The organism is Vibrio sp. Y2-5, assembly GCF_014596725.1.
Taxonomy (GTDB): Bacteria; Pseudomonadota; Gammaproteobacteria; order Enterobacterales; family Vibrionaceae; genus Vibrio.
Genome location: NZ_JACVEG010000002.1, coordinates 295026 through 321058 on the forward strand (window position 1 = coordinate 295026; position 26033 = coordinate 321058).

The window sequence follows — 26033 nt, forward strand, 5'->3', positions numbered from 1 at the left end:
CTCGTTATCTGCGAGGGTTCTTTTTTATGTGTCTAAACGTCTATTCTGTATTAGGCTTCATTTTCATGACTAATCTTTTGACTAAGCACTGGTTCGTTCGAATCAATGCCCTTTTTACTGCGAGTCACCCACCAGCAGACTAATGAACCGATAGTGACCATCACTACTCCTTGCCAGAAAGATACTCCTAAAGAGACACCTAATATGGCAGACGAAAATAATGTCGAAAACACTGGCGTAAAATAAGACAACGTAGCCAGAAGCATCATATTTCCACGAAGAATAGCCATGTTCCAAAGCGCGTAACCGCTCCCCATCACAATGCCAGTGAGAGCCAAATTCAGCGTTGACGATACAGTAAACTGCAAAGCACTTTCATCGCTAATCGCGTACTTCACCCACAGTGATATTGCCGTCATGATAAAAAACACTGTGATGGCATTCTGGCCATTCGCTAAGCTCTTGGTTACATTGCAGTAAACAGCCCAAATGATTGCGCCAATAAACGCCATTGAATACGTTACAGGGTTAGTCGCGACATTTGCTGCGATAGTCGATACAGAAAGCCCTTGCTCCCCAGTAATGGTCCAAGCAACACCAACAAATGCGAGAGCAATACTCGGATACACCAGAATATTAATCGATCTTCGGCTTATTAGTACCGCTAACAATACCGTTAACGCTGGCCATAGGTAGTTAACGACCGCCATTTGCAACGCTTGATGTCGGTCATTTGCCATACCAAGTGCTAGCGCTAAGCAAATCTCATAACTGACGAATAACGCCCCGCCAATCACAAGATACTTTGGTGAGAAAGAACGGGGTTTAGGCACGCCCATAACTACCAGCAAAAACAGTGAAGCTGCGGTATAAATAAGTGCAGCGCCCCCAATTGGGCCAAATTGTTCAGCGACTGTACGGGTTAACCCCATTAAGCATGCCCATAATAATATGGCAGCAACACCAAACAGAGTGTGTCTATGACGAGACAAATCCTTTCTCCAAATACGATTGAAGCTCGCACTGTAATTCAAATATTGATGATAGAGAAGATTTGTCTGTTTGACTTACCCCAAATACGGTAAATACCACTGGTTTAAATTTCACTATTCAGCATTCAGCTTGCGTATCACGCGTGCAGGAGTACCACCCACGAGAGTATCAGGAGCAACATCACTATTGACGACGGAATTAGCAGCAATTACAGAACGGGCGCCTATGGTGACACCTTGATTAATCACCACATTACCTCCCACCCAAACATCATCTTCAACCACAATGGGTTTACAAGTGGTTTCCCAGCGTCTTCTCGCCTTGTAATCCATAGGATGGGTCGGGGTATAAAACTGAGCATTCGGGCCAATCAAAACATTATTGCCAATCGAGATAGGAGCGTTATCCAACATGACAACGTTCATATTAATGAAGGTTTCTTCACCAATAGAGATAGTTTTTCCAAATTCACAGTGAAAAGGAGGCTGGACAAGGCTTCTGCCAATTTTGCCAAACAACTTTGACTGCAACACCATACGCTCTTCTTGGTCAATACACTGGTTAATATCCAGTTTAAGTTGCGCAGTGGCTTTACGAAGCTCCACGATTTCAGGGTCAAAGCCATCAAACTCGAGGCCATTCATCATCTTTTCTAATTCTGTCATTACAACACCCTAATGTTTACTACATCTTTGATGACTAGAAACAGGATCTTACTCCTTTTCACTGGGCGAAAAACAGAAAAGTGTAGAAGATACATTTCCTCATTAACTCGTTTAATACACTGAAAATAAACGCATCCATTCGTGAAGTTGGTTGCTGCCCTCTGGCGTGAGTGACCACACTAAGAAAGCGATATGCAGCGACATGACGATGAAAAACAATAGCTGAAAAGTAAAGGATTTGGGTTGTAAATTAAACGAATACTGCCCGATGACAGCACCTGGCCAACCGCCCAATGCGGATAGAAACAATAAGGCAGATTCACCGGTGACTGCTTTGGTTCGTTTTTCATTGCGCTTATCCAACAGATAAACGGCGAGCACAATCGCCGTTGCGCCAAGGTAGTAATAAACAATAATTTTCGGGTACTGCCAGAAATAAACACAACCGGCCAATGTCGCTGCAAACCAGACAACAATTAACGTAGCCCATGGAAAAGTACGGACACCTTCTACATGGGTAGCTCTGCGGTTACCATTTTCATCTTGAGCAATAACGAAGCGAACAGGTTGCTTTATCTCGCCTATATTGACTGAATTCTTTACGTCAGAGAGAAGAAATTTAATCCTCAACGCCCCTGAATCAGGAATGATATAGCCATAACCTCTATCTATATACCACTCTGAAATTGTCCCTTTTAACGCCATACTTATCTTTCAATGATGGTTGGTTATTTAATCATAGCCAAGCAACGCACAACCGTATGGAAACTGTCACAGCCTTTTTTGTAGACACAAAAAAGGCCAAGCACATGGCTCAGCCTCTTGAGAATTAACGCTTAGATTATGCCGCAACGATTTCCCAACTGTGGGTCATATCAACGGCTTCACCTAACATCAAACAAACAGAGCAGTATTTCTCCAACGAATCCGCCGTTACTTGCTCAACAATCTTAGCATCCAGGTTTTCACCGGTTACAACAAAGTGAATATTTACCTTAGTAAAGATGCGTGGTGCCGTATCACGGCGTTCTGCTGAAAGCTTTGCTACACAACCAGTTACTTTCTGTTCCGCTTTTTTCAAACCATCAACAACGTCAACTGAACTGCAACCACCCGCACCCAGCAATACCATTTCCATTGGGCTTGGAGCCGTAGAACCGCCGTTGCCATCCATCACCACAGAATGACCTGAGTTAGATTGGCCTAAAAACTTAAAATCTTCGACCCACTTTACTTTTGCTTCCATTTTAATACTCATTCTTTATTGTTTCAGAACCTGATATTACAACGCTAACATCAATGAATTCCACGCCATTCTCACCATAATATGGCTGATCCACATAGCCATCAGAGCAATCACGCTACCAATCAGTAGACACAAGCCATCGCGCTCAATAATACCCAATGCCAGACAAATAATCGCAAAATTTGGCAGAAAGTTAATAAACGGCAGAGGCAGGATAGCAATGGCAGCGAGCACACAAATAATCACACCAATCACTCGACGGGCGTTCACACTGGATAAAGGTTCCCAGCGTGGCTTTACATACTCTTCAATACGTTCCAGCCAAGGCATCACTTCCTGCGTAAATCTCAGCGTTTTTTCCCGATGAATACGTTGTTTTTGAATGATATGAGGAAGCCGAGGAGCATGGAAACCCAACGCAATCTGTAGCCCCAACAGGAAATCAGCGACCGCAGCAAAAAAAGAAATCCCGGGAATAAGCCCAGCTAGACTCAACATAATCAGCAACGCACCGTATGAACGGCGTCTAAGTAGTTCTAAAAGTTCACCAATAGTCAGATACTGATCAGGATGAGACTTGAGCGTGTTAATAAGAAACTGCGAGGTTTTTTCCAAAGTGTCACCCAGAATATATAGGTAGCGACAAAGCAAGGTAACGAATACCTAGCGCTAAGCGATGTGAATAAACATTATCAAATTTGTAATCAAAAGACGCAACAGACTTAGGGCACTGAGACAAAAATGGACACAATTTTTACTGAAACGGACGTTTAATGCGGGGTAAATTTTAAAGGCACAGAAAAGAAAACCCCACTAAGCTTTCACTTAGCGGGGTTCTATTCTCTTCGCAGCAATCCGGCTACTAATAGGTGCTCCCTGCATCTATTCCTTGATAATCTGCTGTTTCCTTCAGCGCATTCCATTTCATCGCCATCCTAGCGGTGTCCTGAATCTGTCATCCTGACAGACGCTTAATCCTTTAAGTTGGCTATTAACCGTTCTAAAACAACCATCCTAGCTATTTTGAACTTACCGTTAATATCCTTCGCTTTCCGTGCCAGTCACTCTTCCTGAACAACCGAATCTTCATCCTGAAGATACTCTTTCCGTGAGCTTTTCCATTTCCTTGCTAGCATCCTGCCAACACCCTAAGATTACGACATCGGCACTTAGTAACAAGTACGCTGGGCAATAAATATATTCATAATGAGTTTTCATGGGAGAGAAGTTCCCGTATTTACAAACACTTAAAAAGAAAACCAGCCGTTAATCTCAAGCATTTAAATCAAATATCCTACACACCTTGTAAGAGATCTCTCACAAAGCACTTAAGTGATATCTACGCATAATTTGATGGTGGAGCAAGCTGGCTTATTCAAACTGGCTCGGAAGCTTTTAGTTTCTTATCTTTTTATAGACTAAAAGATGCAAAATCAGGGTATTATTACGACCAAACTACTTGTCGCCATGCGCAGAACAAGCGGAGAACACGCTGTTCAACTTCCAGTTTAGCTTCAAGTAACAGATAACTAGTGCAATTAATGAATTAGCAGAGGAAGCCTCACTATGATTTCGAAATGGTCACAACGTTTTTACCAAATGGCAGAACTTGTTGGCTCTTGGAGTAAAGACCCTTCTACGCAAGTAGGGGCCGTTATTACAAAACAAAATCGAATTGTTTCTGTGGGCTTTAATGGATACCCACATGGTATTTCAGACAGTGCAAACACTGACGATAGAGATATGAAATATCTCAAAACTCTGCACGCTGAAGAGAATGCTATTTTATTTGCTAAACGAGACTTGGACGGGTGCGAAGTTTACGTAACACATTTCCCTTGTCCAAATTGCGCGGCTAAGATTATCCAAACAGGTATATCAGCGGTTCACTGCCCTGAACAAACTGAAGATTTCCTCTCTCGCTGGGGAGATAAAATTAAGGTTAGCCAAGATATGTTTTTGCAAGCTGGTGTCAAGGTTAACTGGTTACCACTCAACGAGTTAAAACCAATCAGTGAAATTCATAAAGAATCATAAAAATAGCCCTCCAGATGGAGGGCTATTTTTTTATTTGGCGCTAAAACTTGTCTCAAAAATGCAACCGGTATGCAACTTTGAACCTTCAGTAACATTTTTCCTGCACGCAACGCAATGTTCAGCGTTAACAATGACTACACTGAAGTTCAGGTATCCCGAAATACGTTTATCTAGTGGTTATTAAAAGTAAAAGGATAATTCATGAAGTCCACCACAACCGTGAGCAACAATCCTGATCAAAAACACTTTCTCATTACGATTTTATTTCTAATCGCAGTCAGTGCCGTGAGTTATACCTTACTGACTGAACATCAAGCACTCGCTCGCTACTATTTCATTTATCCACTGTGTATGCTCGCTGCGTACTTTATGAGTAACATTTGGTTTAAACGCGTGCTCTCCGTGACAACTCTAGCATTGCTGCTAACAGGAAGTTATCTCGAACCCCTGAGCATCAGTGTACTTTCCCAATCCTTTATATTGGTTCCGCTCTGTTATATCGCGATTTTCCCCGGCTCGTTATGGCCTATTGCAATTGCAATAGGCATTCTCGGCATTTATAGCCCGCATATTTCTGAGGCCCAAATACCTGAGTTTGTAGAAGCTTCTATTGAGCTATTAGCCATTGCCATATTTGCCACCGGCGGTACTTTCTATAAGCAAAAACTGAGCAAGCAAGTGGCACGCTATCGTAAAGACAGTCTTACCGATTTCATGACGCAAGTATCCAACCGTAAAGCGTTCAAAAAAGATTTAGAATCCATCGCAAAAATTGCGGGTGAAACCAGTAAAACGAAATTCGCGCTGTTGCTGCTCGATCTTGATGACTTCAAACAAATCAATGATGCACTAGGTCATCAACAAGGTGATCTTTTGTTGATTCAGTTTGCCAAGCGCTTAACCAGTTTGGATTTCAACCGTATCAACATATACCGACTGAGTGGTGATGAGTTCGCCGTGTTGTTGCAAGATAAGTACGATGTAAACTTCTACTCTCAACAAGTTGCCACCTACATATTAGAAGCGAGTCAATCGGCATATCATCTTGATAAACGTAGTTACACCATGACCATCAGTATTGGCATCGCTTCTTTGGATGATGCTCTATACGACACAGATATTTGGTGCCGAAACGTCGATATTGCGCTTAAAAAAGCGAAACAAGCTGGCAAAAATAGTATCCAATGGTTTGATGAAAACCTGATTGGTGAAACCGTCCGCAGCTACCAAATAGAGCGAGAATTGAGCGATGCCATCGAGAAAGGCCAGTTGGCGTTGTATTACCAACCTAAAGTCGATATCAAAACCAATTTGGTTCACGGTGCTGAAGCATTAATTCGGTGGAAACATCCTGATTTGGGGATTATTCCTCCTGACGAATTTGTCGGTGTTGCAGAACGCAGCCAACAAATTATTCCTATCGGACGCTGGGTAATTGAAACCGCTTGTCAACAAGCCAAAGCATGGGATCAACTGGGGCACCCTATTTGTGTCGCGGTAAACGTTTCAACCGTTCAATTTCTTTATGATGATATTTTCCATGTTGTAACCAAAGCACTCAGAGACTCTCAGCTCAACCCTCAGTTGTTACAGCTGGAAATCACGGAAACAACATTGATGCAACAGCCACAACGAGTGGTTGATGCTTGCCACGACTTACGTACCTTAGGTATCCGAGTCGCGATTGATGATTTTGGGGTTGCTTATTCTTCATTGAACTACTTAAAACAGCTACCGATCGACGTGTTGAAAATTGATAAATCATTTATTGATGAATGCTGCTCAAACCATAATGACCACATGCTAGTTCGTACCATCATTCAACTTGGTCATAATATGGGTAAAGTGGTTACGGCAGAAGGCGTAGTCAATGACGAACAGCTCTATTTGTTAGCGACCGAAGGTTGTGATGAATACCAAGGCTATTTGTATTCTCGCCCAGTCCCTCCTTATGAATTTATGGCTCTTTTATCGAGCAGAAAAGACGTTGCAATTCCCCGCCCTCAGATCGCTGCTCACGGATAACGGCTATCCAACCATCTCTTCACTGTAAGGGGCTTTATGCCCCTTTAATGTTTACTCTTTCCGTAGATAGCATGATATGCCACCAATTTTTATGTAATGCTAATTTACCTAGTCACAAGAGAAATTGGACTTGAATACAGATAGACGCGAAATAAGTTACCTCAAAAGCATTCTGTCAATACGTACTAACACTTAAAATTACACATTAAAACACTAATAATGATCCAGTTAACAGTTAAAAGTATGGATATTATTTTTTCTAGCAGAATAACCTGTCAGACATTACAATCCTGCCACATAAAAATAACAATACTTATCCCCCAATACCAAACGCAGTAAAAACTGTGGGTATCAGCTCAACCATAACGTGAAAGGTTTATAGCAATGAGTCCAGAAAAACATCTACTCGATTGGCAGACTAGCCAAACTATCGCAGAATCGATGTCACCATTAATCGGCCAGCTTTATCGTTTAAAAGGTGTTGAAGTCATTTTGTACGGTAAGACTCTCATCAACGCCGCCACCATCGACATCATTAAAACCCACCGCATTGCCCGCCGATACACTGGAACCGCACTCTCTCTTGAACAAACCATGCCAATATTACAGCGCATGGCTGAACTGGACTTATCACCATGTCGTATCGATATTGGTCAGCTTGGTCACCAATATTGGCAGCATCATACTGATGAAAATAACTTGGATGATTTTCTGCAAACCGCACTGCTAAACAGCCTAAACGGCACTACGATGACTACACCAAAAGACGTAGTCCTCTATGGTTTTGGCCGTATCGGTCGTTTACTGGCTCGTTTGCTGATTGAAAAAAGTGGTCCGGGTTACCCGCTAAGACTGCGTGCGATTGTTGTTCGCGGCGGTAAACATGGTGATTTGGAAAAACGAGCAAGCTTGCTGAGAAGAGACTCTGTACACGGTCAGTTCAATGGCAGCATCATTGTCGATAACGAGCAGAAAGCACTCATTGTGAACGGCAACTTCATCAAAGTTATCTATGCTAACTCCCCTGAAGAGATTGATTACACCAGTTATGACATTCACAACGCACTCGTTGTTGATAACACGGGTGTATGGCGTGACAGCGAAGGGTTGAGCAAACACTTAAGCTCAAAAGGCGCAAGCAAAGTACTGCTAACCGCTCCGGGCAAAGGTGACATTAAAAACGTGGTATTCGGTGTTAACGAATCGGTTATTCAACCAGAAGATACGATTATTTCAGCGGCAAGCTGCACCACAAACGCTATTACACCGATTCTGAAAGCGATGAATGATAAGTTTGGCGTGGTATCTGGTCACATTGAAACCGTGCACTCTTTCACCAACGATCAGAACCTCATCGACAACTTCCACAATGGAGAACGCCGTGGTCGTTCAGCGTCATTGAATATGGTTCTGACTGAAACTGGTGCTGCAAAAGCCGTTGCAAAAGCGCTGCCTGAATTGGCTGGTAAGCTTACTGGTAACTCAATTCGCGTACCGACACCAAATGTTTCAATGGCGATCGCTAACTTGAACTTAGAAAAGAGCACAGATAAAGAAGCGCTCAATAACTATTTAAGAGAGATGGCACTGAACTCTGATCTTTCAGCACAAATCGACTACACAGAATCAACAGAGATCGTATCGTCTGACCTTGTAGGTTCACGCTATGCTGGCGTTGTCGATGGTGCTGCGACCATCGCTCAAGATAACCGATGCGTTCTGTACGTATGGTATGACAATGAATTTGGTTATAGCTGCCAAGTTGTTCATTGTATGGAACAGATGATGGGCGTGCGCTACAAAACATACCCACAAAAGTAAAGAATTAGACTCCACAACATAATAATAACCGATACTGACGAAGTGGTTTCTGACCCATTTAGCCACTGCTTCTGATGACTTCCCCCCGATTTGCCGCTCTATCCCTGATATGAGCGGCTTTTTTTCATCTTTTTTACAAGTAAATTTGCACCAGTAAGCTTATCTCTTTGGGAAAAATATAGTTAAACTAACGAACTATATTTTTGTGAGAATATTCTTAAGTAAGTAAAGAGGCTAATACTATCTATGAAACAAGCGGTATCTCTGTTTTATGCTCGTTTTAAATCGGCGCCGAAGTGGTTAAGAGCCTCAACATATCTAGCCATTACCTATGCCGCTTATGCTGTCATTATCGGGCTCATTGCTCCAGCGGTGATTCAATCTCAAGCACCCAAACAGCTTAGCCAATTGTTAAGTCGCGGCGTTAAAATCGAAAAAGTCTCAATTAATCCATTCCTGCTTAGAGCCAGAATTGAAAATTTCTCTATTCTTGAGCAAGACCAACAACAAGCGTTCACCCAGTTTGCAATGCTGGAAGTGGAAGTGAACTTTTGGCAAAGCTTACTAAGCTTAACGCCAACGGTAGACCATCTGTTTTTTGTTCAGCCTAAAGTTCAAGTACAACGCTTAAACGAAAATAATACGTTTAACTTCAGTGATATTCTCAAAACGTTAGCCAACAACAATCAACAAAAAACGCCAGAGAACACGCCTGAAGAGCCTGCCAGCAATACTATTCCTTCATTCAAGGTTAACGCTGTTGCTATCACTGATGGCGATGTCCGATTTGCAGATTCCGTTACTGGTTCTGACTTAAATTACCAACAGATTTCCCTAAAGCTCAACAACATTGACAGTCAGGCTTACACTCTGAGCCTACCTGTTAACCATGATGGAAAACTGAATCTGACCGAAAATGCTAACCAATACCAATTTTCGTTAGTGAGTGCTGATCAAAGCCCGCTCTCTCTCAAAGGTCAATTTCAGTTGTCGCCATTTGAAATTAAAGGCGATGTAGCGTTCAAAGATCTGACACTTAAGCCATATTGGCCATTCGCTAAGGAACTAATAACGGCAGGATTAAGCGATGGTTCTATCAGTTTCTCAACCAATTACCATGCGAAGCAAGTTGACGACTCAATCTCATATCAAACTCAGAACGGACAATTCTCACTCTCCAATCTCGTTTTTCGTGATCAACAATCTGAAAAGGTAAAACTGCCTTCATTGGTTGTCAGTGATATCCAAGTGTCCGGCGATAACCAACTGATCAACATCGCTGATATTTCAATGCAAGGCTTATGGTTTGACGCATTGTTGGACAAGAATGGGCTCGATTTAGCCGCACTGTTTACCCCAAGAGCCCAAACAAACGGTGCTGCACCTAATCAGGATGCTTCAGCCAAGCAAGCAGCAAACCAAGAATCAGCAACACCGGAATGGAAGGTGCGCCTTGAGCAATTCTCAATGGCAGATTCGGACTTCAATGTGTTGGAAAAAATTCAGTCACAAGGTGTGCACTGGCGCGTCCACCCTATAACGGTTACCACTAAAGCTATTCAAAGCGACTTAGTTGACCCTATTGAATATGACGTCGCGCTTAATGTGAGCTCAAGTAGCAAGCAGCAGCCAGAAAACACTAGGGGCTCTTTTGCAACCCAAGGTAGTGTTGATGTTAAAGCGCTTAAAGTGGATGGCAATCTGTCCATTGATTCACTGGATCTGACACAGCTACAACCTTATCTCACTCCTTATCTGAATATTCGCTTAAACAAAGGCGCACTGAATACTAAAGGAAACTACAAAGTCAGTGGGACAGACGATATTAATTTCGACGGTTCGCTCAGTGTTAACAATCTTTTGATGCGTGACACCATCGAGCGCGAACCCTTGATGAAATGGAAGAAGATGTCGGTGGACTCACTGCGTTTTAGTTCCAAGCAAAACAAGTTGATCATCAAAACGGTGTTGCTCGATGCACCTTACGCGAAAGTGATGATTGCCGAAGATAAACGCACCAACATTGGCGATATTGTGGTGACTAAACAGAGTGATAGCGCTCAGTCCGCAAAAGACAGTACTACCACAACCAAAGCGACAGTGACCACGAAGGATAATAACAGCAAGCCTATGTCGGTCATGATTCAGCAGATTAAGTTTGCCAATGGTTCCGCGTATTTCGCTGACAACTCGCTAACCCCTAACTTTGCCTCAGGTATCGAGTTACTCGAAGGTTCAATCAAGAACTTGTCTTCGACTCCCGGAACGAAAGCTAGTGTGGATATTGCCGGCAAAATTGATAAATACGCGCCAGTGACACTGAAAGGTGAAATTAACCCACTGATTGAAAATCCTTATCTCGATCTTGCCTTAGTGTTTAGAAGCGTTGAGCTGACCTCCGTCAATCCGTATTCTGGAACCTATGCAGGCTATTACATCGATAAAGGTCAACTTTCACTCGACCTGAACTACCGATTAGATGACAACCAGCTTCAAGGTACAAACCACCTTGTTATCGATCAACTGCAACTGGGTAAACCAAGCGATTCCAGCCTTGCAACCAGCCTACCTATCACTCTGGCGATTGCGATATTGCAAGATCGTCACGGTGTGATTGATTTGGGTGTTAACGTGTCAGGTGAAGTTGATGATCCTGACTTCAGTTTTGGTAGTGTGATTTTGCAAGCGTTCGCCAATATCATCACCAAAGCCGTGACGGCACCCTTCTCGTTGTTAGCCGATCTTGTCGGTACAGATGAAGAGTTGAATCAGGTCACTTTCCAAGCGGGTGTTGCAACATTAGATGACGAAGAAAAACAACTCGTTGGAAAACTAGCACAAGCGCTACAGGAAAGACCGATTCTTAAAGTCAGTATCGAAGGTTCTGTCTCTGCTCCAGACGACAGCTTTGCATTGGCTGAACAGAAGGTGCAGAAGGCACTGCTCGACAAGAGCGGGTTGGAAACACTTCCAGAACCATTCAGTGCCAGCCGTATTACCGAATCTGCCCCGTTAGTCGATGCACTTGAAGGACTCGCAGAGAAGCAGTTGCAGTTAGATATCAGCCAAGAAAGAGATAAAGTTAAACAGCAGTTGGCTGAAAAAGACCAAGGTGCAGAAGTGACCAAAGAACAAATTGAAACCGTTGTTCATATGGGGCTCTATAATCAGTTGGTAAAAGCGACCAACGTCGATAAAAACAGTTTGAGTAATCTCGCAGCAGAACGCGCAAAAGCGGTTAAAGCGTATTTGGTGGAAGAACAACAAATTAGTCCAGATCGAGTGTTCCTGCTCGATAGTAAGACCGATTTGAAAACCGAAAAAAGTGGTGCTGAGTTAACTGTAGGCGCTGAATAACCTTTCCCTCTTCCTCAACTCTAGCCCAATCCTCTGTCATGTCAGGGAGTTGGGCTTCTATCATCTATCTGAATAGCTTGTTCATGTTTAATTCATCTGTACAGGGCTAAGATGAAGACAATCAAAACAGGAGCAGACAATGAATAGATTTCTTATTACCGTGCTGACGCTCATAACTGGATTTTTCGCACTGACATTAAGTTTGTTGCTCGTCATTCCTCTGACTATCGCAGCACTCATCACCGGAAAAAAACTGCAAAATCAACTGCATCGTCGTCCGTTTTATCAGGCTCAGAACAATCAGAGCTACGGCAATACCATCGATGGTGAGTTTGAAGAAGTGAACACCCATTCGAAGTATTAACAAAGAACCCCTCAATCACGAGGGGTTCTTTTATATTCATGTCTGGAAAATGGCTTGAGCGGCATCTACACAGTGAGCAGAACTCGCGCAGCAAGCAGTAGCAAAACAATCCCCGACAAACGATCAATCAATACCGCTCTGGAACGTAGCTTGTCGAGAATGAGTGGGCTTGATAACAAGAAGGTAATAAAGGTATACCACAGACCGTCAACAACAAACGGTGTCACGACAATGATCGCTTTGCTACTTAACTCATGTCCAACGGCAACAAACTGGCTAAACAATGCGATAAAGAACAGTGCAATCTTTGGGCTTAATAATGAAATCAAAAAACCTTCGCGCGCAGATTGCCATGTACTTACGGTTTCGCCAGATTCCAACTTCGCTGCCACACCACCTTTGGAGCGAATAGCGTTGAATCCCAAATAAGCCAAATACCCAGCACCAGCATAACTGATGGTTTTAAATAGCAGTGGCGACTGATGAAGTACCACTGCCAATCCAATCAATGTAATAAACGCATAAATACCTATGCCGAAAGCGTGAGCCCAAGCCGTTGCTAAACCGTTGCGACGTCCGCCAGCAAGGCTGTGCTTTGCAACCATAGCCAAGCTTGGTCCGGGTGACATTGCGCCCAATAGGCAGATAGTAAAAAGTGATAGCCAAACTGTTATTGTCATTGATTATTCCCTATTTGTTGAACGTGAAAGTTGGGGCGTAGAAGTATTAAACAGTTCTTTTAGAACCGTATGCGTAATCAATTGACGCAGTTGGGAGTAGCTTTGTAGCTCGTCTCTAATCGCATTTAACTTCGCCATGCTTTCCACTTCAACGTACAACATCATATCGGTTTCACCACTAATCGCATGGCACCACTTCACACCAGGGATCAGATAGATCTTGTGAGCATATAGCTCACAGGAGTGAAGACTCGCGGAAGTATCAAATTTTAGAGCAAAATAAGCACTCACATTATTGGTGTGCTCTGGGTCTGCGATTTGAGCGTGATAGCCCAAGATAACTTTATCTTGTTCGAGTTTCTTAATGCGCGCCGTAACGGCAGAGCGTGAAAGGTTGACTTCGCGGGCAATGTCACTCACAGATGCTCTCGCATCCCCTTGCAATATCTCTATGATTTGTCTGTCAAATTTATCCATTGTACATTCCCATTCTTTTCGCTTCTCACGCGTTTTTTCTCAAATTAAAAACGTTGAAAAGTAACCAACTTATCCCGTTGATTCATGGCTAATTTGACACAAATTGCATGACTAGACTACTGACAATTAACGGGAAGTCTCTTTATGAGAGGAGTTTCACCACCAAAATGACGGAAATTGGGTAAAAAAATGTCACTTTGACACTAAAGCAGAACGTTTTGTCAGATGCACCACATCTCAGTTTTGAGTAAGCTTTCGGCATAATAAGAATCAGGGAATGAGAACATGAACCAACTCAAACAAGAGATCACTTTGCTTTCTGGTATCGGTCAACTATCGACCACATTAATGGGCACCGGATTGTTTATGATCCCAGCCATTGCTGCAGGCATTGCTGGCCATTTTTCACTGTGGGCTTGGCTCATCTTATTTGTTGCTGTTTGCCCTGTTGCTTTAACTTTCGCAGCGCTTGGGAAAAAATACCCGAGTGCTGGCGGCACCGCGTTCTTTGTGCGTAAAGCGTACAACGCACGACTAGAGCGAGCGGTTGCCTGGCTATTTGTAAGCGTCATTCCTGTAGGCGTACCCGCAGCTGTCGCCTTAGCTGCGGGCTTTTTACAGCAATTGTTACCTGCTCCATTCAATAATGCCGTTTTGGCTCAAGTGCTTACTGTGGCACTTCTTATTGGAGTAAATCTAGCAGGAACAAAATCTTCTGGCCGATTACAAACGGCCATCGCATTGAGCATCTTCGTACTGGTGGCATCTTTTCTCTGGATAGGTGAAGTAAGTAGCGCTGATTTAACGATGCCACCATTGAGCGTAGATTCGATTTGGTCGATCGGTGCTGCGCTAGGAGTGATGTTCTGGTGTTTTGTGGGAATCGAAGCCTTCGCACATATGGGGGAAGAATTCAAAAACCCACAGCGTGATTTCCCAATCGCTATTCTAGTAGGATGTTTTGTGGCTGGTGCAACCTATTGGGCGTGTTCAGTCATAATCTTAAAGTTCGGCGCTTTTGGTACACCTGAGTTTGACAGTGCCTCTATACCTTGGCTTAGTGACAAACTGTTTGGTTCTCGTATGGCAATCATAATCAGCATCATAGGATTCTTTGCCTGCTTTGCCAGTATCAACTTATACACACAAAGTTTATCGCGTATGGTTTGGGCGCAAGCACGAGAATATCGTCCGGAAAGCGCACTGGCGCAACTTTCTCACCGTGGCGTTCCCGCCAACTCTACTTGGCTGATTGGTGGCATATTGCTACTGTCGTGCGTAGCAGGTCAACTGTCGAATTTGGATTTGGAATTTTTCCTAAAACTGGCGAATGGTGTTTTTGTTTTAGTCTACCTGTTAGCCATGTTGGCCGCGTACAAACTGCTGAAGGGGTTTCAGAAGCTACTGGCTGTTGTGGCTTTAATTCTGTGCACTGGCGTATTTATTTGTCTTGGTTGGTCAATGTTGTATGCACTTGTAATCTTTACTGCCTTTGCGCTTCCATGGCAGAAAGAGCTCAAAACACGCCATTCAGTTTAAACAATGAAGGCGGGATAACCCGCCTTTGCTTTGCTTTGCTTTGCTTTTATAAAGTTTTATGACGCTTTGCGAATTTCAAAACGACCAACGAGTTGATCCAGCCGCTGAAGCGAGTTCTGCATTAACGCTGTCCTACGAGATAACTGTGAAGACGCTTCCTGCAATTTCACCACTGTAGATTGCGCTTCATCGGCAGTTTGCCTGTGCTCCTCACTGTTGCGAGCTATGTCTTGAATCAGAGTGAATAAACCAGTGACCGATGTTTGCAGACGCTCACTGCGAGAAGACTCATCCACCACCTGTGTGCTGTTCTCTACATTGGTAATTCCCTCTTGCATATAACTCACCGCTCGCTGTGACTGCGTATGCAGAGCAGTCATCAGCTCTCCGATACTGTTGGCAGCCTGAGAGGTTTTGTTGGCTAACACTCGTACTTCATCGGCTACTACTGAGAATCCTCTTCCATGTTCACCTGCACGAGCAGCCTCAATAGCAGCATTCAGAGCAAGTAAGTTGGTCTGAGCCGTAATTTCTGTAATAACAGAGACAATATTGCCAATTTTCTGCATTTCCTCATTCACGTCATTGACGGTATGTGCCGAAGATTGAACGATATTCTTAATTTCTTGAGCGCTTTCCGCCGCTTTCTGATATTCAAGCTGCGCTGCATGCACCGTTTGCTGCATTAGCTCATGCATTTCAGTCGCAGTGTCATTCGCGCTGTTGATCTCCTGACTCTGAACCCCTGCGAGAGAGAGCATATCCGTAATTGATGTAGCGGTCATATCGCTACTGGTAAGGAGTAACTGGCTGCGACGGAACATTGATTCCGACACATTCTTCACCTCTTTGCTGGCGAACACCAGCTCTTGAATAATCCCTTCAAGGCTATCAATAAAACTGTTGGTCCAACGTCCCAAATCACCCGTTTCGTCAGACTTAAATTTGCTCGCATCTAAGCGACGAGTTAAGTTGCCATCCCCTTCCGCGAGTACCTGCATAACCTGTGTCATTGTCTCTAGATTATTGGCCATTGGCTTGGCACTGAAGATATGAAATAAACCAATAGCCATTAACCCAAGCAACACCGATAGGAACAAAAGCTGAGCGTTTCCTAATGGGTAAAACATCTCAATGACGAAAGGAATCACCAATGGGCCAAATACACTAACAGCGAATTGTTGATTGAGTTTTTGTGCCACAGAACGATGGCGGTAAACCTCTTCTAAATCCGATTCGCACATCATCCCCCAACGGTCTTTCGACCCTGGCATAGTAAACGTCACTCCCTTACCTATCACCGGAATATGGCGGTAATCAGAATACCCCGGATAATCGATGTATAAGTTGTGACCGTTTTTAATGGTTTCTCTTACCCCCGGATGAAGTTTGTTGGTTGCAGGATCATTAAACACAATTTCAAATTCGGTATGACGACTGACTTTTACCACACCCCACTTGGTGTTCACCCCATCCTTCAAATTCTCACCATGGGAGAAATGGTTATCCTCAAAACGAGAGCGTGAAAGCGCAACACCTTGTTTGATAGAGGGATCAAAATGAGAATTAACCATAAACAGATAGTTATCGCCCGACTCACTATAAATATGCCCGGCTTCACGTTGAATAAGATCGCCAATAACATCATTAGGGATTCGCCCACACAAACACCCTCTGGTATCACCATCTAGTTCGATCGGTTGATAGAACATCAAGGTCACTTCGTCATGAAAGTGAGAGCTTGAAGGGCCAATAGCGAGCGTCACTGCATCACGGTAAGGACCATGCAAAAATGGCTGCACTAAGCCCTCATTCAAAGCTTGGGTTGAAATAACCTTTTTGTTTTTCTGTGATGGAAAAGTGGATTCAAGGATCTCTCCTTGTGCAGAGACAATGAATAGCTCGGATAAGTCAGCACTACGGTTCAGTAGTCGACTTAAGGTTTCTCGATATTCATCAGGAGACTTAGTTGATAAATACAGCGAGGCATCATGTAGAAAGGACCATTGGTTTTCAGCCCAAGTCGTAAGAATTTTGACTCGGGTATTCGCTATGTTTTCAAAAGTTTGTTCTAGAGAAGCTTTGCGTTTACGGTTAAACCAACAGGCCTTGCGCATAGCTAATTTACCCGTCTTGCCAAACCAAGGTAGCCACCCTTTTTCCTCAGGCGTTAAGTGCATAAAATTTCCTTATTTTTGTATTGTTATGTGCACTAATGTGCAATTGGCGTTCCAAAAACAAGAAAAAGTACGTTGTTCTGTATTTTAGCAAGAACTCAAACAGCTTAACTATACGAATAAAAATCAAGCAGTTAAAACCACTTAGAGAATTTCACTTACTACTTTACCACCCACTAATTTAGGGAAAATCTCACTAACATTGCACCATATTGGTCATCAGCTCGGTATGTGGAGTGCATAAAAAAGGCTTGCGAACGCAAGCCTTAATAAACTCTAACTATTACTGATCTCTAGGTGATCACTTACTCATTTCAACAAGAGATTTACCAATCAACCACTCAACCAGCCTGTCACTGCCTTCACCTAATTTTTCGTGAGCCAGTTTATATAAACGCCCCACACCTTTATAGGAGAACTCTTCTGCTTTATCAGCAGCTACAATATGGTGGAAAAACAAACGCAAAATAGCAACGAATTCTGAATCATTTAGCGCCTTAATCCATGAGCTTGAGAATGACTCAACGCCATGGTCTAAATCCAAATGTGCTACAAATAGATTAAAAATCTGGCCATCAAGCGCAAGCACAAAGTCTGTTTTTTTCGGGAAGTGGTGGCTGATACCTGTTCTGGAAACACCCGTTTGCTGACTTAGCGTGGTGTATGACATTTTGTCATAGCCTAATCTTAACAGTTGGTCGACAACAGCATTCATGATTGTTTGAATGGTCACTTCTGTATCTTCTTTACTACGCTTCGGCATATTAATAGCTCTTTGTATACAAACTCATCAAAAAATTAAATGAATCAAATGCCACTGAAATACTTCAACAGCCAATCCACCCTTTGTAAGAAAATATTCTTTCATTCAAATTGAATGAACAAAATATCCTTTAAAAATCCATCTCAACATGTGAACAATTCATTCATACCATGAATTCCACGTAGGAATAATCTTACAAACAGTAAGGTATGACAATGCATCAAACGGTGTAATGACAAAAAAATGTCACTAGAACGCCCAATTTTCGACTATTATCACACTCCTAATTTTGTTACCTGCGTCAACAATATAAACCCGTGTTCATACATTGTTGCATTATCATTTATCTGGAACACCCGCTGATACAGAGTTAGAATGACCTTAAATTTTGTAAGAGGATGTTGAGATGAGTAACGAAAGCTGTGAAGTAAACCAAGTTTGTGAAGCTTGCGGTTGTTCTGCAGAAATGGGCTTTTTTATCAAAGAGGGTGATGAAGTTGCAGAAGTGACTATTTTTGCACCTAATCAAGACCAACTAAAAAGCGAATTAGACAAATACGTCGCTCTAGCAAAAGAAGTATGTGCTGCGGTAGAGTTCGAATCAACACCTATCGATGAAAGCACAACGGAGTTGAAAGCACGTTTCAAATTTGAAGTAAGTGCTGAAAAGCTTATCTTCGAACTGAAATCGCGCTCACTGATGCGATAATTCCCCTTAAAAAGCGAGCTCCCAGCTCGCTTTTGTGATCTTCTCCTTGTGATTTTGTTCTCCATTGAAGAGATTGCCACTCCTGCCGATACTATCTTTAATACTGTTACGTGATATAGGAAAAACATGTCTTTCTCGACTTGGCGTTTCTCTGTCTGGGCGCTTTGCTTGGCTTTCTACTCATTACCGCTCAGTGCTGTACCTCTCGACCAGTACCGCATACTCAATCATCTGGATAATTACGGGAACCTTGATTTGCGGAACAAGCCGTATACCAGCTTACCCGACGGATTAAAGGTCAAAGGTAATCTCAACATTGCCAAAACGTCGATCAAATCGCTGCCAAAAGGCTTAAACGTAATGGGAAGTTTAGATGCGTCAAATAGCCAACTTGAACGAATTCAACGCGGCACCAAGATTCGTGGTTATGCGAACTTTCTCGGCTCTAAAATCAAGACCTGGCCTGCGCGAATTCAAGTAGGCGGGTTCCTTAATTTTACAGATACACCACTAGAAAAACTGCCACCAGCGATGACAGTCAAAGGGGATTTAAGCGTAGCCAGAACACCATTAACGGAACTACCCGAAGGCATTGTAATTGAGGGCAACCTCTATATTGGCGGGTCAAAAATCGTCACGTTCCCAGACACAATGACAGTGAAAGGCAATATCTTTTTAGGCGGGAACATCATTACAAAATGGCCAACCAACTTAACTTTAGGTGGTGTGGTTGCACGCTAAGTGAAAAATAAATATATCAACGAGTACAACGTATTCGATAGCTTAAATACCCCTAGCATCTGACTCAGGGTGAATTCTACAAATCATTTCTCCCTCATCCACAGAAAACTGTAGTTAACGGAAGTCGTACTTGCGGCAACGACACCGCTTTTATCCAGTAGGCGGAAAAGCGTCCAAGGCTCCTGAATATTTAGACGACGAGGATAGATGTTTTCTTGGGTTGATACCAAAGTGATTTTCGAAATAGCATTGTCTCGTAATGGATAAATAAACAAAGGCACTGTTTTGAGTAAACAGTGCCTTTGTTTATTTATCCATGCTTATCGCTTTATCTATCGTAAGAGATAAAAGGTTAAACCTTAACGGTATTAGACCCTGAGTATTTGTTACTTGTTACGACTAACTTATGATTGCATTCGCGACAGAACATTTGCTGCTCCATCGGATAGTAATGCTCTCCGCTAAAAAGCTTTGAAAGAAATGCGTTTACCGCCTGCCAACCTGATTCTGATTCCGAAGAGCAACGTCTCATAACAACTTTATGCTGTGTGGTTTTACGGCAACAGTTACAAAACGCTTCTGGCATAACGGGATCCTCTCTGATTAGCTAAAATGAAAACTCGGCTTTTATTTAATCACTTTCGAGCAAACACTCAAATATTTCACTTAAAAATGTGATGTGTATCCAAAACATCCTACATACGACATAAGCAATTTCTGCTAGCAATTGTTTTCAACATAGACAAAAAAACCCCACAAAGTGGGGTTTTCAGAGAAACAGTGGAGTTTTAACCTAGTCTAGGTCAATCAATTGCTTCTTATAAGTTTGATGCTGTGATGCAACAACTTGCTCTGGTTCACCAGTCGTTAGACTTACAACCACAATAGAGATTGAAGACAGAATGATTCCCGGTACGATTTCGTACACATCGAACCAGCCGCCAGAAAGTTGCTTCCACACTACGATAGTTACGCCACCAACAATGATACCTGCTAGAGCGCCATTACGGTTCATGCGAGACCAGTACAAACTTAATACTAGAGCCGGACCAAATGCTGCGCCGAAACCAGCCCAAGCATAAGAAACAAGACCTAGCACTGAACTGTCTGGTGTCATTGCCAAAATAAGTGCAATAACAGATAGAGTAATTACTGCTAGGCGACCAACACGTACAATCTCTTCTGAGCTTGCGTCAGTTTTGAATACTTGTTTGTAGAAATCTTCTGCCAGTGCGGAAGAAGAAACCAGTAACTGAGAGTCTGCAGTACTCATGATTGCTGCAAGAATTGCCGCTAAAAGAATACCAGCGATAACCGGGTGGAACATCGCGTTCACAAGAAGCATGAAGATTTTCTCACCATCTTCAAGCTGCATAGTGCCGTGGTTGGTTACGTATACCAAACCAACGAAGCCCACTAACAATGCACCAAACATTGATAACCCTGTCCACGCCACAGCAATACGACGTGCAGTAGTTAAATCTTTATTTGAACGTGAAGCTTTGAAACGAGCCAAAATATGAGGCTGACCAAAGTAACCTAGACCCCAAGCAACAAGTGAAATGATCGCAATTGCAGACAGTGGTTTGCCGTCGATGCCATTCCAAAGAGTAAGAAGCTCTGGGTTGATAGCGGTTAGCTCTGCATCCAGCTTACCGAAACCACCGTCAAGTGCGGCTAAAGGTACGATAAGTAGAGCTGCTGCCATTAAAAGACCTTGCACTAAGTCAGTCCAAGATACCGCAAGGAAGCCACCAAACAATGTGTATGAAACGACACAAATTGTTCCAATAACAACCGCGATGGTGTAATCAATGCCAAATACGGTTTCAAACAACTTACCACCAGCTACTAAGCCTGAACTGGTATAGAAAAGGAAGAATAGAAGGATAAAGAAAGCTGAAATTGTTTGAATTAGCTTAGATTTGTCATTAAAGCGACGCGAAAAGAATTCAGGCAATGTAAGTGCATCAGTCGTTACGCTGTAAGTACGCAGGCGTTTTGCAACCAATAACCAGTTAGCCCAAGTACCGACTAACAAGCCACCAGCTAACCAGAAAGCTTCAAAACCCGCTGCGTAAGCATAGCCTGGTAGGCCAAGTAACAACCATCCGCTCATGTCAGATGCACCTGCAGAAAGTGCCGCAGGCCATGGACCTAAAGATCGGCCACCGAGGAAATAATCCGATGAACTTTTCGTTCGCTGATATGCGTAAACACCAATCGCCATCATCAAAATGAGGTAGACGATAAAGGTGGTCGTAATAGCAAAGCTATTTTCCATTGTGTTGAGTCCTCTATATATAAATTATCTTCCATGCCCCCCTCAAAGGGAGGGGGGAGAGATAAAAGATCTAAGGTCTGAAGATCTTTTAAGGCCATCAGACCTAGTGAGATTCGCTTCCAAGCTCTAGCAAGGTCGCGTTACCACCCACTGCCGTAATATTAATTGTACGAGTACGTTCGGTAATAAAGCGCAGTGATAAATGTGGATCGTGTGCCACAGGAAGGGCATCCAAATCCGTTTCTGAGACTAAGCTAACGATAGCGCCTGTGCGTTTTGCCAGTTCGCGATTAAGACGACGCTCAACCGACGTTTTACCGACATAGCCCACAGCACGAACATCTGATTCCATCAGCTGTTGATGTGCGTCAAACGTTGCAAATTGCAAAACGTTAGCGGGTAGAGTTGACTGCTCAAAAGCAGACTTTAGTGCTGAAAACAATTCAGCATCATCACTGCAATAAACTGCGCTGTTACCCGCAACTAATGCAGCTGTTAACTGAGCAATCACGGTTTTTTTCGCAGCAGCACTGTTATCATCTTGAATGATCAGTGCTACACCACGTCCCGCCGTATACAGCTCGTTGGTTTCTCCGGTTGGGCCAACAAGTTGATGCGTATGCGCCAACAATGTCGCTGCCTGTTGAAGATGGTAAGAAATCACTTTCGCAAGTTGAGGAGAAGTGCTTTCTAAATTTGATTTCAATGAAAGTAAACACTCACACTTAGAATCAAAACTTGTTAAATTCCAGTTTTCCCAAGCCGAAAAAGCGTCAGAAAAACGAGTTACTTGATGAACCATGTTTGGTCTCCTTCGCTTAGTCGATTAACGGTACTGAACCTGAGAAAAACGGTATAAATAGTGTGGACCACCTGCTTTCGGCCCCGTGCCTGATAGCCCTTGACCACCAAACGGTTGAACACCAACCACAGCACCTACTTGGTCACGGTTGATATAACAGTTACCCACACGCGCATGCTTTTCTATCCAGCGATAGGTTGTTTCGTTACGGCTATGAATACCCATAGTGAGACCAAACCCAGTCTGGTTAATTTGATTCACGACATCTGCCAATTCACTCGCTTTAAAGCGAACAATGTGCAATACCGGACCAAATTTTTCTTCAGTCAGGCATGAAATGTCTGCAATCTCAAACGCTGTTGGCGCAACAAAGTCACCATGTTGACAAGCATCACCTAGGCTAAGCTCAGCGACTTTCTTTTGCGTCTTCGTCATGTGGTCAATATGCTCAAGCAGCGTTTGTTTCGCTTTCGCATCAATCACAGGACCAACATCCGTGGTACGCAAATAAGGAAGACCAACCGACAGCTCTTGCATTGCACCTTGGATAAGCGTGGTAATGCGGTCTGCAACATCTTGTTGAACGAAAAGAACACGCAGTGCTGAACAGCGTTGACCCGCTGAAGCGAAAGCTGAACGAAGAACGTCACGAACCACTTGTTCAGGTAACGCGGTACTGTCTACGATCATTGCATTCTGACCACCGGTTTCCGCGATAAACGGAACAGGTTCTGCATCGCGCTCTGCCAGTGTTTGGTTAATGCGTTGAGCCGTCGCGGTAGAGCCCGTAAACGCCACGCCTGCGATACTTGGGTGAGAAGTCAGCGCACTACCTATTTCTGAACCTTTACCCGGAAGTAGTTGGATAACACCCGTAGGGAAACCCGCTTCTAGCATCAACTCAACTGCACGCGCTGCAATCAAACTGGTTTGCTCTGCTGGTTTTGCAACCACAGTATTACCAGACACTAATGCCGCAGATATTTGACCGAGGAAAATTGCCAGAGGGAAGTTCCAAGGGCTGATACAAACAAATACACCACGACCTTCGCGTCGTAACGTACGCTTCTCGCCATCAAAATCATCCACTGTGAACTCGCCTAAGCAATCCACTTGCTTGGCGTAGTAACGGCAGAAATCTACGGCTTCACGAACTTCATCAATACTATCGTGAATGGTTTTACCCGCTTCGTGGTGACAGATTGCGACTAGCTCAGCCAGATTGGCTTCCAATAACTCAGCAAGCTTCTCTAACTTTTCGCTACGAACCGTTGCTGGCTCTTGATTCCAGCTTGCAAATGCAGCATGTGCAGACTCAATAGCTTCGGAAACATGATCATGGGATGCGAAATAGGCTTGCCCCACTTCCACACGACGATCATACGGTGCCGTCACAAGTTCAGGCTTTACATCTTCCTTGATCATGCTTTCGATCAAAGAGTGTCCGTTGATGATTGGCGCGGCCTTCCACTGATGACCAGCAAATGACTCGACTTGCTTTTCAAATGGAGCCGCTTCGCTTTCTATATCTATGTTCACACCATAAGAATTACGGCGCTCAGAGAAGATTGCTGGCGGCAATGGAATTTGAGTATTGTTGAACGTATCACACTCAAGCAGCATATCGACCGGATGCTGAATCAAAGATGAAATCGGACAGCGCGCATCAACCAGACGGTGGACAAACGAGCTGTTTGCGCCATTCTCAAGAAGACGGCGAACAAGGTAAGGCAACAGATCTTTGTGGCTGCCTACCGGAGCATAAATACGCACCGATTGCTTGTACGCTTTCATGACATGGTTATACAGAGCGTCACCCATGCCATGCAGGCGTTGGAATTCGAAATCTTTGTGCGTTGCCATCACAGCAATAGAAGTAACAGTTTGCGCGTTGTGGCTAGCAAATTGTGGGAACAGGTTGCCACGAACGGATTCGCTGAGTAGAAAACGTGCACACGCCAAATAAGAAACATCTGTCGATTCTTTACGAGTGTATACAGGGTAGCCAGTGTAACCCGCTTGTTGAGACCATTTAATCTCACTATCCCAGTACGCGCCTTTCACAAGACGAACCGGAATCAGGTCGCCCTGCTCTTTTGCAAGCGCAGTCAACCAAACTAGAACTGGCAGAGCACGTTTTGAGTAAGCTTGAATTACAAGGCCAAACTTGCCCCAGCCTTTTACAAGTTCACTGCGGTAAACTTTTTCAAACAGTTCAAGAGAAAGCTCTAAACGGTCTGCTTCTTCCGCATCAATGGTGATAGCAACATCAAGCTCAATGGCTTTCTCTAGCAATTGCATCAACGTTTGATACAACTCACTCATTACACGATCGCGGTTTGCCACTTCGTAACGAGGGTGCAGTGCCGATAGTTTGATAGAAATAGATGGTGCAGGGCTGGTCTCTAAACCATATTTGTCACGACCAACCGCTTCAATCGCAGTGAGGTAGTCTTGGCAATATTTTTTCGCGTCAGCGGTTGTTAAAGCAGCTTCACCTAACATATCAAATGAGTAGGTAAAGCCTTTGTCGCGCATCTTGCGACCATTCTTTTGTGCCTCAGCGATGTTACGACCAAGTACAAACTGGTGACCCATGATCTTCATCGCTTGATGCATTGCTTTACGAATCACAGGTTCAGTCAACTTGTTGACTAAACGGTTAACCGCTTGGATAGGACTGGTGCTTTCTGCATCAGAAAGACCAATGACTTTGCCTGTAAACATTAAGCCCCAAGTTGAAGCATTAACAAATACAGAATCTGAATTCTTAAGGTGCGATTTCCAGTCTGCAACACCAAGACGGTCTTTGATAAAGGCGTCTGCTGTTTCCGAATCAGGAATACGCATTAGAGCCTCGGCAAGACACATCAATAAGATACCTTCTTGAGTATCTAAGCTGTACTCAAGCAAAAGTGCATCGATCATTTGAATCGACTGCTTGTCTTTACGAATAGTCTCAATCAGTTCGGTTGTTTTAACCGCTATCGCTGACTTCTCATCTTCAGTCGGCGTTGCTAGGGGTAAAAGTTCCTTTAGCCATTGGGATTCGTCCACCATGTAAAGTGGCGAGATCTGCGACCACAATTTGTTAAGCGGTTGCTCTACAAATTCGGCTTTCAACACATCAGTTGCTGTAAACACGCGTTTTCCTCAATCTCATACCCGTTTATCCAATTCGGGCTTCCTACAATGGCAGCAGTGTATTTTGAGCGCACGAGGATTACTTGTCAAAAACTCCGAGCTTTTTGCCAAAAACTTGGTTTATTAACAAAGCAAAAACAGAATCACATCATTTCCCACAAGATAATATGCTAATTTTTTACCAGATATCGCAAATAAGTAACCTACAG

At 43.5% G+C, this 26033-nt stretch carries 21 protein-coding genes; 8 read left to right on the top strand and 13 right to left on the bottom strand.

Annotated features, from left to right (window positions below; all coding sequences use genetic code 11):
- Positions 1–50: 50 nt before the first annotated feature.
- The 5 genes from yddG to HUO09_RS06500 all read right to left on the bottom strand — a co-directional run bounded on the left by yddG (position 51) and on the right by HUO09_RS06500 (position 3519).
- Positions 51–992 (bottom strand): aromatic amino acid DMT transporter YddG, encoded by a 942-nt coding sequence (yddG, locus tag HUO09_RS06480; RefSeq protein ID WP_188233405.1) that lies wholly within the window; start codon positions 990–992, stop codon positions 51–53.
- A gap of 114 nt (positions 993–1106) precedes the next feature.
- Positions 1107–1658 carry a sugar O-acetyltransferase gene (locus HUO09_RS06485; RefSeq protein ID WP_188233406.1) on the bottom strand — a complete coding sequence of 184 codons (552 nt, stop codon included), beginning with the start codon at positions 1656–1658 and terminating at the stop codon, positions 1107–1109.
- A gap of 111 nt (positions 1659–1769) precedes the next feature.
- Positions 1770–2363: a DUF1294 domain-containing protein gene (locus tag HUO09_RS06490; RefSeq protein ID WP_188233407.1), complete on the bottom strand. Its 594-nt coding sequence runs from the start codon at positions 2361–2363 to the stop codon at positions 1770–1772.
- A 136-nt stretch (positions 2364–2499) separates the two neighbouring features.
- Entirely contained in the window at positions 2500–2904 is a 405-nt protein-coding gene (locus tag HUO09_RS06495; RefSeq protein WP_102953324.1) for an OsmC family protein, read from the bottom strand.
- Between the two features lie 36 nt (positions 2905–2940).
- Positions 2941–3519: an exopolysaccharide biosynthesis protein gene (locus tag HUO09_RS06500; protein ID WP_223159335.1), complete on the bottom strand. Its 579-nt coding sequence runs from the start codon at positions 3517–3519 to the stop codon at positions 2941–2943.
- Positions 3520–4470: 951 nt separating this feature from the next.
- Here HUO09_RS06500 and HUO09_RS06505 point away from each other — a divergent pair.
- The 5 genes from HUO09_RS06505 (at position 4471) to HUO09_RS06525 (ending at position 12508) form a co-directional block, all read left to right on the top strand.
- Positions 4471–4941, top strand: a complete 471-nt coding sequence (locus HUO09_RS06505) for a dCMP deaminase family protein (protein ID WP_167410696.1) — start codon at positions 4471–4473, stop codon at positions 4939–4941.
- A gap of 201 nt (positions 4942–5142) precedes the next feature.
- The gene (locus HUO09_RS06510) at positions 5143–6966 is read left to right on the top strand and encodes a bifunctional diguanylate cyclase/phosphodiesterase (protein WP_167410697.1); all 1824 of its coding nucleotides are present in this window, start codon (positions 5143–5145) and stop codon (positions 6964–6966) included.
- Between the two features lie 384 nt (positions 6967–7350).
- Positions 7351–8787: a glyceraldehyde-3-phosphate dehydrogenase gene (locus HUO09_RS06515; RefSeq protein WP_188233409.1), complete on the top strand. Its 1437-nt coding sequence runs from the start codon at positions 7351–7353 to the stop codon at positions 8785–8787.
- 246 nt (positions 8788–9033) lie between these two features.
- Positions 9034–12144: a DUF748 domain-containing protein gene (locus HUO09_RS06520; protein ID WP_188233410.1), complete on the top strand. Its 3111-nt coding sequence runs from the start codon at positions 9034–9036 to the stop codon at positions 12142–12144.
- A gap of 139 nt (positions 12145–12283) precedes the next feature.
- Positions 12284–12508, top strand: coding sequence for a hypothetical protein (locus HUO09_RS06525; protein ID WP_167410700.1), 225 nt, complete (start codon positions 12284–12286; stop codon positions 12506–12508).
- Between the two features lie 65 nt (positions 12509–12573).
- Here the strand turns inward: HUO09_RS06525 and HUO09_RS06530 are convergent, their stop codons facing one another.
- Positions 12574–13188 (bottom strand): LysE family translocator, encoded by a 615-nt coding sequence (locus HUO09_RS06530; protein ID WP_188233411.1) that lies wholly within the window; start codon positions 13186–13188, stop codon positions 12574–12576.
- A gap of 3 nt (positions 13189–13191) precedes the next feature.
- Positions 13192–13665 (bottom strand): Lrp/AsnC family transcriptional regulator, encoded by a 474-nt coding sequence (locus tag HUO09_RS06535; RefSeq protein WP_167410702.1) that lies wholly within the window; start codon positions 13663–13665, stop codon positions 13192–13194.
- A gap of 285 nt (positions 13666–13950) precedes the next feature.
- Here HUO09_RS06535 and yjeH point away from each other — a divergent pair, with 285 nt between their 5' ends.
- On the top strand, positions 13951–15204 hold the full coding sequence (yjeH, locus tag HUO09_RS06540) for an L-methionine/branched-chain amino acid transporter (protein WP_188233412.1): 1254 nt from the start codon (positions 13951–13953) through the stop codon (positions 15202–15204).
- Between the two features lie 56 nt (positions 15205–15260).
- Here yjeH and HUO09_RS06545 read toward each other — a convergent pair whose 3' ends face one another.
- Positions 15261–17384: a methyl-accepting chemotaxis protein gene (locus HUO09_RS06545; RefSeq protein WP_188233413.1), complete on the bottom strand. Its 2124-nt coding sequence runs from the start codon at positions 17382–17384 to the stop codon at positions 15261–15263.
- Positions 17385–17682: 298 nt separating this feature from the next.
- A complete protein-coding gene (locus HUO09_RS06550) occupies positions 17683–18144 on the bottom strand; it encodes a TetR family transcriptional regulator (RefSeq protein ID WP_167410705.1) in 462 nt (153 codons plus the stop codon).
- Positions 18145–18550: 406 nt separating this feature from the next.
- Between HUO09_RS06550 and HUO09_RS06555 the strand changes: the two genes are divergently transcribed.
- Together HUO09_RS06555 and HUO09_RS06560 are read left to right on the top strand one after the other, a co-directional pair.
- A complete protein-coding gene (locus tag HUO09_RS06555) occupies positions 18551–18853 on the top strand; it encodes a DUF406 family protein (RefSeq protein ID WP_167410706.1) in 303 nt (100 codons plus the stop codon).
- Between the two features lie 126 nt (positions 18854–18979).
- Positions 18980–19594 (top strand): hypothetical protein, encoded by a 615-nt coding sequence (locus HUO09_RS06560; RefSeq protein ID WP_223159336.1) that lies wholly within the window; start codon positions 18980–18982, stop codon positions 19592–19594.
- A 352-nt stretch (positions 19595–19946) separates the two neighbouring features.
- On the opposite strand, the gene HUO09_RS06565 is transcribed toward HUO09_RS06560, so the two are convergent.
- The 4 genes from HUO09_RS06565 to putA all read right to left on the bottom strand — a co-directional run bounded on the left by HUO09_RS06565 (position 19947) and on the right by putA (position 25824).
- Entirely contained in the window at positions 19947–20180 is a 234-nt protein-coding gene (locus HUO09_RS06565; RefSeq protein WP_167410708.1) for a hypothetical protein, read from the bottom strand.
- A gap of 207 nt (positions 20181–20387) precedes the next feature.
- Complete coding sequence (gene putP, locus HUO09_RS06570) at positions 20388–21878, bottom strand: sodium/proline symporter PutP (protein WP_167410709.1); 1491 nt, start codon at positions 21876–21878, stop codon at positions 20388–20390.
- A gap of 103 nt (positions 21879–21981) precedes the next feature.
- Complete coding sequence (locus HUO09_RS06575) at positions 21982–22680, bottom strand: aldehyde dehydrogenase family protein (protein WP_167410710.1); 699 nt, start codon at positions 22678–22680, stop codon at positions 21982–21984.
- 24 nt (positions 22681–22704) lie between these two features.
- The gene (gene putA / locus HUO09_RS06580; RefSeq protein WP_188233414.1) at positions 22705–25824 is read right to left on the bottom strand and encodes a bifunctional proline dehydrogenase/L-glutamate gamma-semialdehyde dehydrogenase PutA; all 3120 of its coding nucleotides are present in this window, start codon (positions 25822–25824) and stop codon (positions 22705–22707) included.
- Positions 25825–26033 lie beyond the last annotated feature (209 nt).